Genomic DNA, 16,111 nt, shown 5'->3' on the forward strand with positions numbered 1-16,111 from the left:
AGGCTGAGAATGATGGAACCGACGCAGGGTGATACCCAAGTCGATCCTGGTCTTAGAAGCGTTTTGCTCGAGGCACAGGGAGTGAGTAAGTCATTCCCCGGGGTGAAGGCCCTGGACAATGTCGACTTCACACTACGACGGGGAGAAGTTCATGCGGTTGTAGGCGAAAACGGTGCAGGTAAATCAACTTTGATGAAGATACTCGCCGGCATTTACCAGCCTGACTCAGGTGAGATTTGCTTGAGGGGGGAAAAGGTTCACCTGCCGGATCCACTGTCCGCCCAGCACAAGGGTATTAGCGTGATTCACCAAGAATTCTTCCTCATGAATCACCTGACGATTGCGCAGAATATTTTCATTGGCCGGGAGCCGAAGAGATTTGGAATCTTGGATGAGGACAAACTCAACAGGGATGCTCAGGAGCTCCTAGACCGTGTTGGACTCGAAGTTAGCCCAAAAACACGTGTTAGCAGCCTATCGGTCGCTGCCCAGCAAATGGTCGAAATCGCAAAAGCGCTGTCCTTCAACTCCTCGGTTCTCATCATGGACGAGCCGACCGCAGCGTTGACGTCGAGAGAATCAGATCGTCTTTTCGAAATCATTCACGATTTTGTGAACGAATCTGACGACAGGGCAGTTGTCTACATTTCTCACCGTATGGATGAAATTCGCACCATTTCAACGCAAGTGACGGTCTTGCGAGATGGAAAGTTTGTTGAAACTAAGCCAATGCGAGAGCTGACCATTCCTCGAATTATTCAGCTGATGGTTGGGCGTGAAATTAAGTCAGACGTTCGTCCGGAACCTCGGGAACATACTGAATACGTTCTTGAAGTCGATAACCTCTCAACAGCGGAGCTCGTCCGGGATGTCAGTTTCAAGGTGGAACGTGGAGAAATCCTAGGTTTTGCCGGGCTCATGGGTGCCGGAAGAACAGAAGTGGCGAGAGCCCTCATCGGAGCTGATCCAAAGACCAGTGGCTCCGTAACCCTGCATGGCAAGCCCGTCAAGATTTCACATCCTCAGGATGCAGTTAGGGCCGGGATTGGCTACCTGTCGGAGGACAGGAAAAAGTACGGGCTCGTCATGGGGCAATCTGTTGCTCAAAATACGGTACTGGCATCGCTTCCTCATTTCACGAAGGGCGGAGTGATTGACGATTCTAAGATTCGACGGGTTGCTGGAAAGTGGGTCAAGACCCTCGGTACCAAGACTCCTCACATTCAGCAGCAGGTCCGAAACCTGTCCGGCGGCAATATGCAAAAAGTTGTTCTCGCCAAGTGGTTGGAAAGAGACTGTGACGTCTTAATTTTCGATGAACCGACACGCGGAATTGATGTTGGTGCGAAACAGGAAATTTATGACTTGCTCGACCGGCTCACGAGCGAAGGAAAGTCAATCATCATGATTTCTTCAGAAATGGAAGAAGTCTTGAGGCTTTCTGACCGGATCGCCGTGATGTGCGACGGAAGAATTACAGGTTTCCTCACGAATGCTGAGGCAACCCAGGAAAAAATTATGGAACTAGCGACACAGTTCAGTGCTGTGCGCGAAGAAGAAGAGGAAGTGGCATGACTGTGTCTCAAGAGGAACTCGAGATTAATGTCAAACATCGATCGTCGGGATTACCTGAACGTTACAAGGTGTTCATCCAGCAGGCTGCTGTCCTATTGGTTTTGATCCTTCTCATGGTTTTCTTCAGCTTCATGAGGCCACAGTTCTCTAGCTGGAGCAACTTGTCCTCCCTGCTGTTGGCATCCGTCGTTACTGGTGTCCAGGCCCTGGGACTGTCGTTCGTCATTGCCACAGGCGGTATTGACCTCACACCAGGCTTCGGTATGGCGGTGACATCCGTTTTTGGTGGCATGTTGATTGCTAACGAAGTTGGCTATGGATTACCAATCTGGGTGGGTGTCCTTGGCGGCATTCTCGCGGGCTCATTGCTGGGCTTGATAAACGGTCTCTTGGTTTCATATGTAAAGATGCAACCGATGATCGCCACCCTCGCGATGATGATGGTCAGCTGGGGTATGGCGCTAGTTATTGCAGATGGTCGTACGGTATCTCTCCGTAGCGTTGAGGGCTATGACCAGATTGCTATGGGGGAGCTGATTCCAAACCTTCCTAACGCGGTTTTGATCTTTGTTGTACTTGCCATCATCGCTGGGTTCCTCATGAACAAGACGCCAATCGGCCGCTACTCGTTGGCTATCGGTTCGAACGAAGAAGCAACCCGTATCTCCGGTGTCAATACGCGTCGCTGGAAGGTTCTTGCGTACGTTATCGGCGGTACCTTTACCGGAATTTCCGGCATCCTCATGTCATCGCGACTCTCTGCTGCACAGCCGACTCTGGGTCAAGGCTACGAAATGTATGCCATTGCCGCTGCAGTTATTGGTGGCACCTCACTCCGAGGTGGACGTGCTTCGATCTTCGGTGCAGTTATCGGCGCTGTCACCATTCAAACGATTTTCAACGGTCTTACGATCATGGGAATTGGAGACCAATGGCAGCGAGTGGTCCTCGGCGTTGTCGTCCTGGTGGCTGTCTTCGTTGACATCCTCCGGCGCGGCGGTAAGGAGGAGTAGTTCTTTTTTTCAATCGGAAACCAAAACCCAACTCTTCAAAAATCTAACAAGGAGATAAATGTGAAGAAACTATTTACTGGGGCGCTGGTGGCAGCAATGTCGCTCACGCTAGTCGCATGTGGTGATGACAATGGAGATTCGGATGCCAACGGTGGCAACTCCGAAAACCGTGTCGCTATGATTGCGAAGGCCAACTCGGCCGAGTACTGGATGAAGGTCAAGGAAGGCGCCGAGGAAGCCGGCGAAGACCTTGGCGTTACCGTCACGTTCAATGGACCTGATACGGAGTCCGAAGGTGACAAGCAGATCAACATGCTTCAAAGCGCAATCAACGATAATGCGATGGCAATTGCTTTTGCTCCGCAAGACGGTGCGCAGGATGGAGCCCCGCGCCTCATCGATGAAGCCTTCGATCTGGACATTCCAGTCGTAATCTTTGATACCCCGCTCGCAGGTTCAGACGTTCCTGTGGCAACCGTCGCCTCAGACAATGAAGGTATGGGCGCTGAAGCTGCCGAACGGATGATCGAAGGCCTTGATGTAACCGAAGGTAAGATTGCCATCATTGCTCATGGAGAAGTCGGTACCGCCGCCGCACGGCGCGATGGTTTCCGCGACTGGATCGAGCAGAATGCTCCCGGATTCGAAGTTGTCGACGTCCAAAATGGTCAGTCGGACCCCGCGATCTCACGAGACAAGGCGCAGGGCATCCTGCAGGCTCACCCCGACCTCGTTGGATTCTTCGGCACAGACGATGATTCGGTCATCGCCATCGCTGACGAAGTGGAAGCCAAGGGCTTCGACATCTCAGTTATCGGCGTTGACTCCTCTCCTGACGTCATCACTCTTGTCGAGGGTGGTCAGATTACCGGTGTGATCACCCAGGATCCCGCTGGCATGGGCTACCGAACAATTGAAGTTGCCGTTGCGGCAGCTCGTGGTGAAGAGCCTTCGGAGAAGAACATTGTGTCCGAATCGGTTTGGGTCACGGCAGAGAACCTGAACGATGAAGATATTCAGGCGATCATCAACTGACGACTGAATATTTGTTGGACGAGGGGCTAGTCAATTAGAGGCTAGCCCCTCTCTATGTCCAGGGACCTTTGGGAAGTCTTGGCGGTCGTCAGGCTCGCGTACGTGTTTCGCCACCACATATTTGGTTCTAGGACGCGAGAAACAATCACCATTGTTCAGTCGATCGATCGGTTTGCTGTTGGGAAGTGGTTGGACTTGCACTGGGGGCCTCGGACTTCTCAGGGCGAGGTATGGCTGGGTAAGTAGACAAAGAAGGGTAACTCGTTTGAGTTACCCTTCGTTTCTCGTTTGACCTATCCGTCCAAGGTCTTCTGGTACAGGATTCGTCTGTGTCAGGTCTAAATTTAAATTAGGAGGAGCCCGATGAGTTACAGGCTAGACCGGCGGCGCTGATTCCGTAGTGCGAGACTAACGGCGGTGGTCACAGAGATAATGCCGGCGAAAATACTCAAGACCGGAGCGCCAAAGCCGATACCTCCAAGCGCAATCACGTTCATGACGATGAGGAAACTAAAGAATGCTTGGAATTGTGCATGAGAGGTGGTGACGGGGTAATCAGAAACGTGCAGTTCTTGATGGTGTGCTCGTGCTTCAATATTGTTAGACATGGTGGTCTCTTTCAATAAGGTGCAGAGCTGTGGATGTGTGCTCTGCACATCCGCGTGCTTGATCCCGTTGGATCGCCCTTTGTGAGGTACTTCCAGCTTATCGATATCCTGTGCGTAAGAAAGAGGATTGTTAGCGATTTGCGCCTCATTTGAGCGATTTTGTCGTTTCAGATGGTCAGAAATCTGTCAGCATGCGACGAACGCGGATTCTTCGAAGCGGTCGGCGCAATCTGGGTAACTTTCGAGAAAAGAAAAGGCCCCTCAAGGGCCTTCACTTATTTCTCTTCACGCCATCGTCACGGTGTGGTATCCGCGGACTTGCCCGACAAATTAAAGTCGCTTGCTTGCTACGCGTCCGTGTGAAAGAGTACTTGCTCTTTCACGTCTAGTTGTAGATCTACTTCTCGTACCGGGCGTCGACGATTGTAGCGGTGATGATGGTGCCAACACCGATAATCGTGGCAACAACGGAGATGTAGGGGAGTGAGAGGGCAAGGCCAGCGACAGCTGCGACGAAGAGGACCGCGAGCACCGAGAGGATTGCTCCAGCGTTGATCGACTTTTCGTTGGTTACGGCTGGGGTTTCAATAATCTGAGACATTTTACTTCCTTCTGGTGCAAGGTCCACATCTGCCTTGCACATCTGTGTACCTGATCCCGAAGGGATCCGTTAGTTTGGAACACCCTCATCGTAACAACTGCTGAAATGATTGCAATATAGTTGCAAAAACTTGCCAACATGTTTCTGCAGATTTTGAAAGTCGTTTTGTAACCGCAATGAATAGCCCAAAAAAATTCAATGCCACTCTAAATTGTGGACTTTGAGGGAGGCTGCAAAAGGTTGCAAGAAAAATGTTGAGTTTGAAGCTGTGAGGCTCGACTGGCAAAGAAGGGGTTTTGAAAAGGTCTTGCAGGCAAGTGTTAGGAATAGTTCAAGGCAGGTGGTCTCGAGTGTGCATCTCCAGGAGGCTCAGCGAAATAGACGGACTATTTGTGGCTGTGGTCATGGTGGCCCCACCGAGGAATCCTGACTACTAGGCCTTGCGTGAACTGATGAGTCCCGATAACCTGGCGGCATGTCGTCCTAAGTGAACTTTTCGAACCGTGTCTGAGGCTATGCCCGGCGGTTAACTTCACGTTCAAGGACACCCGTGCACAATCACAATTATCGCGACGTTTCGCGCACCTTCCTGGCTTCGAATTCCTCATCGGGTACTCACATCCGTGTCGAGAGAATATCAAAGTCGTTCCCGGACCGACGCGTCCTCACAGATGTGAGCCTGACTGTGAGCGCTGGCGAGCGCGTCTGATTCGTAGGCGAAAATGGTAGCGGGAAAACAACCCTCTTAAGGATCATTGCCGGACTGGATGAAGACTTTGGAGGTGAGATTCAGGTCCCGGGTCAGGCGGGCTTTTACCACCAGGAGCTCCCTTTCCCGCTCTCGTGGTCAGTGGACGAAGTGCTGCTGGACGCGATGGCGGAACATAGGCAGGTGCTTGCCCGGATTGAAGATGCTGCAGTTCGGATCGCCCGGGGTGAGGACGAGACTGGGCAGGAATACGATGATGCTCTGGCTCATGCCGAACGGGTTGGCGCATGGGAGATTGAAGCTCTGTCGAGCCAGCTTCTTGATGGTTTTGGACTGGCTGATATTGACCGCATGCGAGATGTGGCGTCACTGTCGGGCGGTCAGCGACCATGCCTGTCCGTTGCCTGGCTTCTCATTCGATCCCCGGAAACGCTCCTTCTTGATGAGCCAACGAACCATCTTGATGATCGTGGAATGGATCTGCTGGCGAGCATGGTGGTCTCGTGGAGGGGCCTGTCCTTCTAGCGAGCCATGACCGAGCGTTCCTCGATCAGGTGGCAACAACGATTCTCGACCTTGACGCGTCACCTAGCCGCCACGCCGACACCGTCAGGGATGATTCCCCGGGTAGCGGCTTCGGCCTATCAAAATATTCCGGTTCCTACAGCGACTATCTCGAAGCCCGTGCCCAGGAACGTGAGCGCTGGGAACAGCAGTATCGAGATGAGCAGGAACAATTAAAGGAACTGTAGGCGCGAGTCGCGCGCGGTCACGCCGTCGATAATCCCTCTCGTCCTCCCAAGTCGGAGGTGCGCATGGCTGCGAAGTTCTACTCAGACCGCAACGCCAAAGTCGTCTCCCGCAGGGCGAATGACGCCGAACGGGCGCTCGACCAGCTAAGACAAGAGCAAGTCCGGAAACCTCCCGAGCAACTAACTTTTAGCGGGCTTGCGGCCGCTCGTGCAGATGGTCCCGATGATGAAGGTGATGATCGAACTGTGCTTGTCGGAACGAACCTTGCTTACCCGAGGAGGCTGAGACCGACCTCTGTCACTATTCGGCACCGCGACCGCCTCCTCATTACAGGGGAAAATGGGTCGGGCACGTCAACCCTGCTGAAGATCATCGGCGGTCAGCTGGGACGTCATGAGGGGAGCGTTAGTGCTCCCGGCCGGCTGCGTATCAATGCCTTGGCGCAGGATGTTGGAACAATCTTGAAGCAAAAGACTGTGGGTAGAGATTGGCGAGAGCTCAGTGTTAGCGATGCTTACCGGCAGGCCGTTGGTGAAGAACTGAGTGATCGTGTCAGTCTCAATACGTTCGGGCTCCTCTCTGGTCGCGACCAAAACCGGCCCGTGAGCTCACTGTCGACAGTACAGCAGCGCCGGCTCGAACTGGCCGTCCTCCTTGCCGACCCGCCGGACATACTCCTCCTCGACGAACCGACCAATCACTTCTTGTTGAAGCTGACGACCGAACTGGAAGAATCCATTGCCAGATATCCGGGAGCTGTGGTTGTTGCTAGCCACGACCGGTGGTTGCGGCAGCGATGGGAGGGAAGAATCATTCACCTCAGATCCGTCACGGAGAATGACGGATGACGATATAAGAGGATGACGATATTAGAGTGAAGGTATGTGCGCTCATCGTCGACTCAACGGTGGAGAGGTATAAGTGCCGACCACGGGCTGTCGGCACTGTCATTGGGGCTTATGCGGGTTCTTACCCATTCGTGGTTTCGGTTCAGAGGAGATAAAAAGTGGTGGGCAGGTCGTGCCTGCCCACCACGAAGGTCTAAGAAAGAAATAAAGATTAGTCCTTCTTAAAGAGGTCCTTAACCTTATCGCCAGCGCTTTCAGCAAAGCCCTTGACGGACTCGCCAGCCTTCTTTGCCTTTGCGCTCAGCTGGTCACCCTTGCCTTCAGCTTCTAGCTTCTCGTTGTCAGTGGCCTTGCCAAAGCTTTCCTTGGCCTTGCCGCTGGCATCTTCGAACTCGTTCTTAGCCTTATCATCTAATCCCATGATGTGGCTCCTTTCCGTTGACGACGGGTTTACACAACCCAGTGTGCTCCACATCTCACGACCGCGCATCTTTTTACGCCATGAGGATAGTGGCCAGCAGTTTTATCCTCGATCGGCAACGCCGCTATTAGTGCGGAGGAAGTGAAGATGAAGAGCAGAGTGAAGAAGTCGCAGTCGTCGATCACAGCCCCGTCAGAACCTGATTGTGAATCAACAGGTGAGCAACCCATCAGAATGCGTGCCAGACACTTGTTGAGCTAATGAGGGGAGGACAGGGGAGGTTCGTTAAGATGGTGCGAGATGTCAAGAGAAAGGCCAACATGTCCGAAGCACCATTGGACCCGCGCGACGAAGTGGGAGTGGCACAAGCCGTCACGGAGGCGCAGGAGGCATTTGCCCAAGCCACCACTTTTGACGAACTTAAGGAGGCGCGCCTTGCACACAGCGGCGATCATGCCCCCATCACCCTCGCAAACCAGCAGATCCGCGGCCTCGACAAGGCCGACAAGCCCGTAGCCGGCAAGATCATGGGTCGGGCACGCAAGGCAATTCAAGAGGCGCTCGCGGCAGCTACCGAGAGGCTCGAGGCAGAGGCCGAGGCGCGGATTCTCGTTGAAGAAACCGTTGACGTCACGCTGCCCACTCGCCGTGCACCCCTCGGAGCTCGCCACCCGCTTACGGTGATTATGGAAGATATCTCTGATTTCTTTATCGCCATGGGATGGGACATCGCTGAAGGCCCGGAAGTCGAGCATGAATGGTTTAACTTCGATGCCCTCAACTTCGGCCCCGATCACCCGGCGCGCCAGATGCAGGACACGTTCTACATTGACGGTGTGGCAGCAGGCGGGCAGGTTGAACACCAGGATGGTCTCATCCTCCGCACCCACACGTCACCCGTGCAGGCACGCGAAATGCTTGATCGCGGCGTACCCCTGTACGTTGCGGTGCCCGGCAAGGTGTTCCGTACGGATGCTCTCGATGCGACCCACACCCCCGTTTTCCACCAGATTGAGGGACTCGCTGTCGACAAGGGCCTGACTATGGAGCACCTGAAGGGCATCCTCGACCATCTCGCCAAGCACCTGTTCGGCCCCGATGCGAAAGCACGACTGCGGCCCTCGTTCTTCCCGTTCACGGAACCCTCCGCCGAGCTTGATATCTGGTTCCCGCAGAAGAAGGGCGGCGCTGGCTGGATCGAGTGGGGCGGTTGCGGCATGGTGAACCCCAACGTCCTCCTGTCGGCAGGAATCGACCCGAACGAATACTCCGGTTTCGCATTCGGCATGGGTATTGAACGTGCCCTCATGCTCCGCCACGGTATTGCGGACATGCGCGACATCGTCGAGGGCGATATTCGTTTCTCGCAGCAATTCTCAACCACTGGAAGGAGCATCTAACATGCCACGTATTCCTCTTGACTGGCTCTCCGCCCACGTTGAAACCCCCGCCGATCTCACTGCCGATCAGCTCGCCCACGACCTCGTCAAGGTCGGGTTGGAAGAAGAAGAAATTCACCGAGGTGACGTGACCGGACCTATCGTGGTCGGCAAGGTCCTCACACTCGTGAAAGAAGAGCAGAAGAACGGCAAGCTCATCAACTACTGCCGAGTGGATGTGGGTAAGCACAACGACGCACCGGGCGAAGGTAAGGAGCCATCCGATCTGCCTTCCCGAGGGATCATTTGCGGTGCGCATAACTTCAAGGAAGGCGACTATGTTGTCGTCAGCCTGCCCGGCGCCATCCTGCCCGGTGACTTCCGCATTGCAGCCCGCAAGACCTACGGACACATTTCTGACGGCATGATCTGCTCCCGTGCAGAACTCGGTCTTGGCACCGACCACGAGGGCATTATCGTGCTCGCTGAAGCCGGTGACGAAGAAGCCATCTCCGAGATCCCCGCTCCCGGTGAGGACGTCCTTGGCTACCTCGGTCTCGGCAAGGAGACGCTTGAGATCAACGTGACTCCGGATCGCGGTTACTGCTTCTCCATGCGAGGCGTGGCGCGCGAGTACTCCCACTCGACCGGAGCAAAGTTTACGGACCCGGGGCTACCCGAAAACCTTGCGTACCCGCTACCCGAGCCGCACGGGGACGTGACGGTACGAGTGAACGATGAGGCGCCGATCAACGGTGTTGTTGGGTGCGATCGTTTTGTCACCCGTATTGTCACGGGCATCGATCCCAATGCGAAGAGCCCGAAGTGGATGACCGACCGCCTGTTCGAGGCCGGTATGCGACCCATTTCCCTGGCTGTCGATGTCACGAACTACGTCATGCTTGACCTGGGGCAGCCACTGCATGCCTACGATTTGGACAAGATGAGCCTCCCGATCGTTGTCCGCCGGGCACAGGAAGGGGAGAAGCTGACGACCCTCGACGATGTTGAACGCACCCTGCATGAGGAGGACCTCCTCATCACCGACATCGACGGCACCCGAATTCTTGGACTGGCCGGCGTCATGGGCGGGGAATCCACCGAGATTGGGGAAACTACGTGCAACGTTCTCATCGAGGCCGCTCATTTCGATTCGATTTCAATTGCACGCACCGCACGTCGCCATCACCTGCCAACCGAAGCATCGAAGCGATTCGAGCGCGGCGTTGATACCCAGCTGGCTCCCGTTGCGGCCCAGCGCGTCGTCGACCTGCTCGTGGAGTACGGTGGCGGCACGGCCGGAGAAGATGTCTTCGATTTCAATGAAACCGCTCCCTACCCGGTTATCATCTTTGACCCGGCCGAGGTGACGAGACTGACGGGACTCAACCCGTCAAACGATGAAGTTGTGTCCCTACTTGAACAGATTGGGTGCGCCGTGGAAGGGGACTTCCCGCTCGAGGTGCAGCCCCCAACGTGGCGCCCCGACCTCGTCGGTCCCGCTCACCTGGTGGAAGAGATCGCTCGCCTCATTGGCTACGACGAAATTGCTACCCGCCTGCCAGCAGCTCCCGTCGGCCGTGGCCTGACGGCGCGTCAGCGTAGGCGTCGTGACATGATGAGGACCCTGGTGGAGATGGGGTGGACCGAAGTTCTGTCCTACCCGTTCGTGTCCTCCCAGGTCCACGACAAGCAGCTGATGGATGCGGATGATGAGCGGAGGGAGAGCCTCGCTCTGCACAACCCCCTCCAGGACGATGTCCCGCTCATGCGGACCTCGATCCTTGACTCTCTCCTGTCGACCGCCGCCCTGAATGTGGCACGTCAGAACACCGGTACCGCGGTTGTTGAGGCCGGGCTCGTTACCCATCCCTCCGGTATCATTCCCCAGGCCCCGCTCCCGGGTGCGGTCAAGCCCTCAAAGGAGCAACTCGATGGGCTCGCTGCGGCAACACCTTCCCAGCCGTATCACGTCGCGGGCGTTGCCGTACCCCAGGTGCACGAGCCGGGAGCCGGCTTCGCCCCGGTCGAATGGGATTGGCGGGACGCTATCGAAGCTGTCCTATCCATGGCCCGCGTGCTCGGACTCGAGGTGACGGTCCATGCGGACCAGCGCGCCCCCTTCCATCCCGGACGTCTCGCCCGTATCCAAGCCGGCGATACCATCATTGGCTACGCCGGTGAACTTGCTCCCGCAGTGTGCAAGAATTTTGATTTGCCCGCCCGCACGATTGCCTTCGAAGTCAATGCGGATCGCATTGACGAGGCCCGCGGTGACGAAGCGATCTCGGTACAACAGGTCAAAACCCATCCGGCTGCGAAGGAAGACATCGCACTTGTCGTGTCCGACTCCGTCACCTCTGGCGAAGTCGAGGCCGTGATTCGCGAGGCAGGCGGCGACATTCTTGAGAATGTTTTGCTGTTTGATGTCTACACCGGCTCCCAGCTTGATGAGGGGACGAAGTCGCTTGCCTACGCCCTCCAGTACCGCAGTGATCACACGTTGACGGCGGAGGAAACGGCTGCGGCCCGCGAGCGCATCGTCAAGGCCGCCGCGAAGGCAGTTGGGGCTACGCTCAGGTGAAGCCCTTCCTCTTCCTCGTTGCTCGCCCCGGGGGTGTCGTAGCCGACAGCGAATTGGCGGATCTGCGCAATTTCGGGGGGCTCGGCGACGACGATCTCGTCTCGATTCGCCTCGAACAGCCGGTTCCCGTGCCGGATTTGGAGGACTTCTGTGCGGTCATCATTTCTGGTTCGCCCTACAACCTCATGTCGGCTCCGGAAGCGAAGCCACCCGCCCAGGTGAAAACCGAAGAAGTTCTCGCACGCGTGTGCGATGAGATTCTGGAGAAGGATTTCCCCACCCTGGGCCTGTGTTATGGGCTGCAGATGCTGACGTTGCGGGCCGGAGGATCTCTTACCAGGGACTATCCAGAGCGTATTTCAGCCCCCTATATCGAATTGACCGACGAAGGGAAGAGTGACCCGCTGCTGGAGGGAATGCCCGCAATCTTCCAGGCCTATTCCGGGCACGGCGAGTCCGTTGGTCAGGTCCCGGAAGGCGCCCGCATTCTCGCTTCGAGCGATCTCGTTCCCGTGCAGATGATGCGGATCGGACAGCACGTGTACGGCACACAATTTCATCCCGAAGTGTCGCGCGAGGGAATCCAGATCCGGATCGATGCTTATGGTGGCGCCTATTTTGCTACTGATCAGCGCGAACAGGTCTTGGACGAGTGCCTCTCCGCTTACACTGACAACACGATTATCAGTAGGTTCATCGACACGTATCGGAGCTAGCTATGGACTTTTCTCGTTCCGCCCAATCCACCGTCGGGATCGAATGGGAGCTTCAGCTCATCGACCAGGACTCAAATGACCTGCGTCAAGCGGCTGGCTATGTCATGGAGCAGTTGGAAGGCCAAGAATTTATTCAGGCCGAAATGCTCATGAACACGATCGAGGTGACCTCGGGCGTACACGAGACCATTGCTGGCTGCATTGACGACATCAGGATTGGTGCCGAGGCGGTCCGGAAGGTGACAGATCCGCTCCGGATCGATATTGCGACAGCAGGTTCCCATCCCTTCGCCAATCCGGCCTACCAGCGGGTGACGGACTCGGCCCGCTACGAAGAACTCGTCAACCGCACCCAGTACTGGGGGCGCCAAATGCTCCTCTTCGGCACCCACGTTCATGTCGGCATCAACAGGAGAGACAAAGTCCTGCCGATCCTGCGCGCCATGCTGACCCGCGGATTCCACATTCAGGCGCTCTCCTCATCCTCCCCCTACTGGGCTGGTGAACATACGAAGTACGCCTCGAACCGGGCCATGGTCTTCCAGCAGCTCCCCACAGCTGGTACGCCCCGCCAGTTCGAAGAATGGCACGAGCTTGAGCAGTTCACAACGGATCTTCAAAAGACCGGTGTCATCCAGGACTTTAACGAGGTGAGGTGGGATATTCGCCCGTCGCCGGGATGGGGGACATTGGAAACCCGGGTGTGCGATGCAAACACGAACGTTCATGAGCTGCAGGCCATCGCCGCACTCATCCACTGCCTCGTCGACTACTATTCGACCGAACTCGACGAGGGCCGGGAGCTTCCCACCATCCCTGAATGGTATGTCAACGAAAACAAGTGGCGGTCCTCGAGATACGGAATGGATGCGGTCCTCATCGTCGACCGTGAGGGCAATCAGGAACCCGTCACGGATACGGTTAATCGCATGCTCCGCAATCTTGAGCCAACCGCCGCGAAGCTCGGCTGTCTTGACGAACTCTCCGGCATCTACGACATCCTCGAACTCGGTGCCGCCTACCAGCGGTTTATTGAGGTCGCGAACAGAAATGAAGGCTCGCTCGATGCCGTTGTTGAGCACATGAGGAGCGAAATGAGGGAAGACAAGCCCCTCCCACCAGCATTCACCGCACCCCACAGAAAGGGACCCCGTTGAGAATTCTCGTCACCGGCGCATCGCGCGGCATCGGAGCACACATTGCTACCGCTCTTGCAGAACCGGGCCGCACACTCCACCTTCAAGCCCGAACCACAGAAGCACTGAACAATACGGCCAGAGCCTGTGAAAAGGCCGGTGCCACCGTCATGACCCACGCTGACGAACTGACAATCGAGGGTGCAACAGCCCTGGCCGAGGCGGTGGGGCAGCTGGACATGATTGTTAATAATGCTGGGGTGGCCGGGACGGAAAGCCTGCCGTGGGAAACGTCGACTGACGATTTCGTTGAGACGATGACAACGAACGTCTTTGCCCCGTTCATTCTGAACTCGGCAGCGGCACGAGGAATGCTCGGCAGGGGCGGATACATTGTCGACCTGTCGTCCGGTGCGGCCGTGACCGACAGGGCGGACTCGGTTGACTACTGGGTGTCGAAAACCGCTCTCATGAGGCTTGGCGGCTCATTCCACCTCGCAGGTCAGGAACACGGAATCAAGGTCTTCGAAGTGGCACCCGGCGTTGTGAAGACCGATATGACCCTCAGCATGTCGATGCATGACGGCCGGACCGAGTGGACGGAACCATCCGAGATCGCCGGCATTGTTTCCGCGATCTCCCGCGGCGAGCTCGATGCACTTGCAGGCACCCACATTCGTGCCGGAGTCGATCAGCTGTCCGAGCTCAAAGAGCGGGCTCGTCAGGGTGTTGGCCCCAATGCGCGCAAGCTTCGGCTAACCGGCTGGGATGAATAGCTCAGGCCGGCTGGGATAAGGAGCACAGGAAGCCAGGCTCATCTTCACTGCCCACCTGGAATTGTGGGACACGGAAGCATATAGAGATACGAGGAGGGGGTGCAAGCTGGTTGCACCCCCTCCTCTTCGTTCTATTTAAGGCTTCCGAATGAATTACTCGGTCTTGTCCTTGGCAGAGTTTTTCGCGGTTACGTCATTGCCATCGTCATTTGTTTCGACCTGGACCGTGGTCTTGCGCAGCTGAATCGCGGTGATGCGATTGGCTTCGACTGTGGCGACCTCAAGCTCGTAGCGGATCGTCACAGAATCGTCTTCCTGGTCGGCCGTCAGATTGTGGTCGATTGGTACGACGTCACCGGGTTCAGCGAGGCGGCCCATGAGGGACAGCATCCAGCCAGCAATCGTTTCGTAGGGTCCTTCGGGAAGGGCGATACCGGTACGGTCGTAGAAGTCTTCAAGGGATGTTTGACCATCAAACATCTTCGACTCGTGGAGCTTCATTTCCTCGCGGTACAGCTCCGTGTCGTACTCGTCCCAGATTTCGCCCACGAGTTCCTCGATGAGATCCTCCAAGGTCACGAGGCCATCGGTGCCACCGTATTCGTCGATGACGACTGCGATGTGGTGGCCGGTCGACCGCATGTTGTTCATGACCGGCATGAGAGTTCCGGTTCCGGGCACCATGAGAATGTCACGGATAATGGTTTTGATCGAGGCGTCGGCTGTGAGCTTGTAGCGTGCCTCGTACAGGTCCCGAATGTGAACGAAGCCGATGACATCATCGATTTCTTCCCGGTAGACGGGGTAGCGGGAGTACGGGTGTTCGCCAACCGTTGTGATCGCTTCACCAAGCGTTGCATCCTCGGGGATTGCGATGACGTCACGGCGGTGCCTCATGACCTCACGCAGTAGCGTGTTGGAGGCTTGGAAGACATCTTCAACCATGTCGCGTTCCGCCACGTCGAAGCCTTCGTGTGACACCACAATGTCCCGCACCTCCTCATCCGACATTGCACTCCCGTTGTCATCGGGGTTGATACCAATGAGGCGGAGAATCGCTGTGGAGGAGACGTTGACGATCCAAATAACCGGCTTGAGAAGCACGGCGAACTTCGAGAGCGAGGGACCGAGAAGCTTGGAGACTTGTTCGTTCCTTGCGAGTGCGATTCGTTTCGGAACAAGTTCACCGAGAACGAGGGACAGGTAGGAGACGATGAGAGTCATCGTCACGAGTGCAACCGGGCCAGCCGCACCTTCCGAAAGGCCCCAGCCAACGAGCACGGGTTCCAATTGGGGTGCGATGGTTGATGCTCCGAAAGCGGAGGAGAAGAATCCAGCGAATGTGACGCCGATCTGGACGGCAGAAAGGAATGTACCCGAGTCACGGGCCAGGATCGCTACGCGCTTACCTGATTTCGATTCCTTCTCCATGCGCCGCAACTGGCTCTCACGGAGCGACACCAGGGCCATTTCTGATGCGGCAAAAATGCCGCCGATAATAACGAAGACGAACACCATGATGATGTTCACTGCGAGGCTGTTCATGATCCGACCACCCCACCATTCTTAGCGGCCACGTGGCCAGGTAAGGCGGTCATAATACTGTCAGGGTCTGATTGAGCGGTTTTGTCCACAGCAACATAGTAAAGCAAGCAGTGCAAGGACCAATATCAACCGTGCCGTAATTCATGAGAAAAACCCAGGCCGTGAATGAGGTTGACGTAGCCGGAACGGTATCCAGCAAAGTCGCAGGTAACACGCCCATGTGACCAGACCCAAGACGCTTACTTTTCATTTGAGGCTTCGTCCCGCCATTTTCTCCATGTTCTTGAGACCATGGGATGCACGTAGGCGCCTCGCTGGAGTCACCCCTTCGTGCATGAATGAATGCACGAAGGGCTCTTGCACGTCATTTCTCATGGCGAACAAGGTTCGGTCAACCGGAAACCCGCAGCGT

The 16,111-nt window shown here is 56.1% G+C and carries 14 protein-coding genes and 1 pseudogene; 11 read left to right on the top strand and 4 right to left on the bottom strand.

The features are described 5' to 3' along the window. Positions 1–9: 9 nt before the first annotated feature. Genes BN1241_RS03730 through BN1241_RS03740 form a run of 3 tightly spaced genes read left to right on the top strand, consistent with a single transcriptional unit; the run spans position 10 to position 3,623 of the window. Positions 10–1,575, top strand: a complete 1,566-nt coding sequence (locus tag BN1241_RS03730; protein ID WP_230198253.1) for a sugar ABC transporter ATP-binding protein — start codon at positions 10–12, stop codon at positions 1,573–1,575. Beyond that, positions 1,572–2,588 (top strand): ABC transporter permease, encoded by a 1,017-nt coding sequence (locus BN1241_RS03735; RefSeq protein WP_054952352.1) that lies wholly within the window; start codon positions 1,572–1,574, stop codon positions 2,586–2,588. The genes BN1241_RS03730 and BN1241_RS03735 overlap by 4 nt, the downstream gene beginning before the upstream one ends. Before the next feature lie 60 nt (positions 2,589–2,648). Beyond that, complete coding sequence (locus tag BN1241_RS03740; RefSeq protein ID WP_147599253.1) at positions 2,649–3,623, top strand: substrate-binding domain-containing protein; 975 nt, start codon at positions 2,649–2,651, stop codon at positions 3,621–3,623. A 368-nt stretch (positions 3,624–3,991) separates the two neighbouring features. On the opposite strand, the gene BN1241_RS03750 is transcribed toward BN1241_RS03740, so the two are convergent. Together BN1241_RS03750 and BN1241_RS03755 are read right to left on the bottom strand one after the other, a co-directional pair. After that, positions 3,992–4,231 (bottom strand): hypothetical protein, encoded by a 240-nt coding sequence (locus BN1241_RS03750; protein WP_054952355.1) that lies wholly within the window; start codon positions 4,229–4,231, stop codon positions 3,992–3,994. 397 nt (positions 4,232–4,628) lie between these two features. Further along, positions 4,629–4,832: a hypothetical protein gene (locus BN1241_RS03755; protein WP_054952356.1), complete on the bottom strand. Its 204-nt coding sequence runs from the start codon at positions 4,830–4,832 to the stop codon at positions 4,629–4,631. 724 nt (positions 4,833–5,556) lie between these two features. Between BN1241_RS03755 and BN1241_RS13195 the strand changes: the two are divergent. The 3 genes and pseudogenes from BN1241_RS13195 to BN1241_RS13205 form a co-directional block, all read left to right on the top strand. Then, positions 5,557–6,066: pseudogene (locus tag BN1241_RS13195) on the top strand (ATP-binding cassette domain-containing protein); the annotation flags it as partial. Then, on the top strand, positions 6,045–6,293 hold the full coding sequence (locus BN1241_RS13200; RefSeq protein WP_054952358.1) for a hypothetical protein: 249 nt from the start codon (positions 6,045–6,047) through the stop codon (positions 6,291–6,293). The pseudogene BN1241_RS13195 and the gene BN1241_RS13200, both read left to right, overlap by 22 nt. A 63-nt stretch (positions 6,294–6,356) precedes the next feature. Next, positions 6,357–7,142 (top strand): ATP-binding cassette domain-containing protein, encoded by a 786-nt coding sequence (locus BN1241_RS13205; RefSeq protein ID WP_054952359.1) that lies wholly within the window; start codon positions 6,357–6,359, stop codon positions 7,140–7,142. 211 nt (positions 7,143–7,353) lie between these two features. On the opposite strand, the gene BN1241_RS03775 is transcribed toward BN1241_RS13205, so the two are convergent. Then, positions 7,354–7,563 carry a CsbD family protein gene (locus BN1241_RS03775; protein WP_054952360.1) on the bottom strand — a complete coding sequence of 70 codons (210 nt, stop codon included), beginning with the start codon at positions 7,561–7,563 and terminating at the stop codon, positions 7,354–7,356. A 320-nt stretch (positions 7,564–7,883) separates the two neighbouring features. Between BN1241_RS03775 and pheS the strand changes: the two genes are divergently transcribed. From pheS to BN1241_RS03800, 5 genes are read left to right on the top strand one after another with little or no spacing between them, the layout of a single operon-like run. Beyond that, positions 7,884–8,963: a phenylalanine--tRNA ligase subunit alpha gene (gene pheS, locus BN1241_RS03780; RefSeq protein ID WP_054952421.1), complete on the top strand. Its 1,080-nt coding sequence runs from the start codon at positions 7,884–7,886 to the stop codon at positions 8,961–8,963. Position 8,964: 1 nt separating this feature from the next. Then, positions 8,965–11,526 (top strand): phenylalanine--tRNA ligase subunit beta, encoded by a 2,562-nt coding sequence (gene pheT, locus BN1241_RS03785; RefSeq protein ID WP_054952361.1) that lies wholly within the window; start codon positions 8,965–8,967, stop codon positions 11,524–11,526. Then, entirely contained in the window at positions 11,523–12,242 is a 720-nt protein-coding gene (locus BN1241_RS03790) for a glutamine amidotransferase-related protein (RefSeq protein WP_054952362.1), read from the top strand. The genes pheT and BN1241_RS03790 overlap by 4 nt, the downstream gene beginning before the upstream one ends. A 2-nt stretch (positions 12,243–12,244) precedes the next feature. Continuing rightward, the gene (locus BN1241_RS03795; protein ID WP_054952363.1) at positions 12,245–13,399 is read left to right on the top strand and encodes a glutamate--cysteine ligase; all 1,155 of its coding nucleotides are present in this window, start codon (positions 12,245–12,247) and stop codon (positions 13,397–13,399) included. After that, positions 13,396–14,154: an SDR family NAD(P)-dependent oxidoreductase gene (locus tag BN1241_RS03800; protein WP_054952364.1), complete on the top strand. Its 759-nt coding sequence runs from the start codon at positions 13,396–13,398 to the stop codon at positions 14,152–14,154. The genes BN1241_RS03795 and BN1241_RS03800 overlap by 4 nt, the downstream gene beginning before the upstream one ends. 153 nt (positions 14,155–14,307) lie before the next feature. On the opposite strand, the gene BN1241_RS03805 is transcribed toward BN1241_RS03800, so the two are convergent. Continuing rightward, positions 14,308–15,699: a hemolysin family protein gene (locus tag BN1241_RS03805; RefSeq protein WP_054952365.1), complete on the bottom strand. Its 1,392-nt coding sequence runs from the start codon at positions 15,697–15,699 to the stop codon at positions 14,308–14,310. Between the last annotated feature and the right edge of the window lie 412 nt (positions 15,700–16,111).

Source organism: Flaviflexus massiliensis, assembly GCF_001375495.1.
In the GTDB taxonomy this organism is placed as follows: Bacteria; Actinomycetota; Actinomycetes; order Actinomycetales; family Actinomycetaceae; genus Flaviflexus; species Flaviflexus massiliensis.

Excerpts from the sequence above, each read along its gene's own strand:
- BN1241_RS03730 (WP_230198253.1), top strand. The coding sequence starts at position 10 with ATGATGGAACCGACGCAGGGTGATACCCAAGTCGATCCTGGTCTTAGA.
- BN1241_RS03735 (WP_054952352.1), top strand. The coding sequence starts at position 1,572 with ATGACTGTGTCTCAAGAGGAACTCGAGATTAATGTCAAACATCGATCG.
- BN1241_RS03750 (WP_054952355.1), bottom strand. The coding sequence starts at position 4,231 with ATGTCTAACAATATTGAAGCACGAGCACACCATCAAGAACTGCACGTT.
- BN1241_RS03755 (WP_054952356.1), bottom strand. The coding sequence starts at position 4,832 with ATGTCTCAGATTATTGAAACCCCAGCCGTAACCAACGAAAAGTCGATC.
- BN1241_RS13205 (WP_054952359.1), top strand. The coding sequence starts at position 6,357 with ATGGCTGCGAAGTTCTACTCAGACCGCAACGCCAAAGTCGTCTCCCGC.
- BN1241_RS03775 (WP_054952360.1), bottom strand. The coding sequence starts at position 7,563 with ATGGGATTAGATGATAAGGCTAAGAACGAGTTCGAAGATGCCAGCGGC.
- pheS (WP_054952421.1), top strand. The coding sequence starts at position 7,884 with ATGTCCGAAGCACCATTGGACCCGCGCGACGAAGTGGGAGTGGCACAA.
- pheT (WP_054952361.1), top strand. The coding sequence starts at position 8,965 with ATGCCACGTATTCCTCTTGACTGGCTCTCCGCCCACGTTGAAACCCCC.
- BN1241_RS03795 (WP_054952363.1), top strand. The coding sequence starts at position 12,245 with ATGGACTTTTCTCGTTCCGCCCAATCCACCGTCGGGATCGAATGGGAG.
- BN1241_RS03805 (WP_054952365.1), bottom strand. The coding sequence starts at position 15,699 with ATGAACAGCCTCGCAGTGAACATCATCATGGTGTTCGTCTTCGTTATT.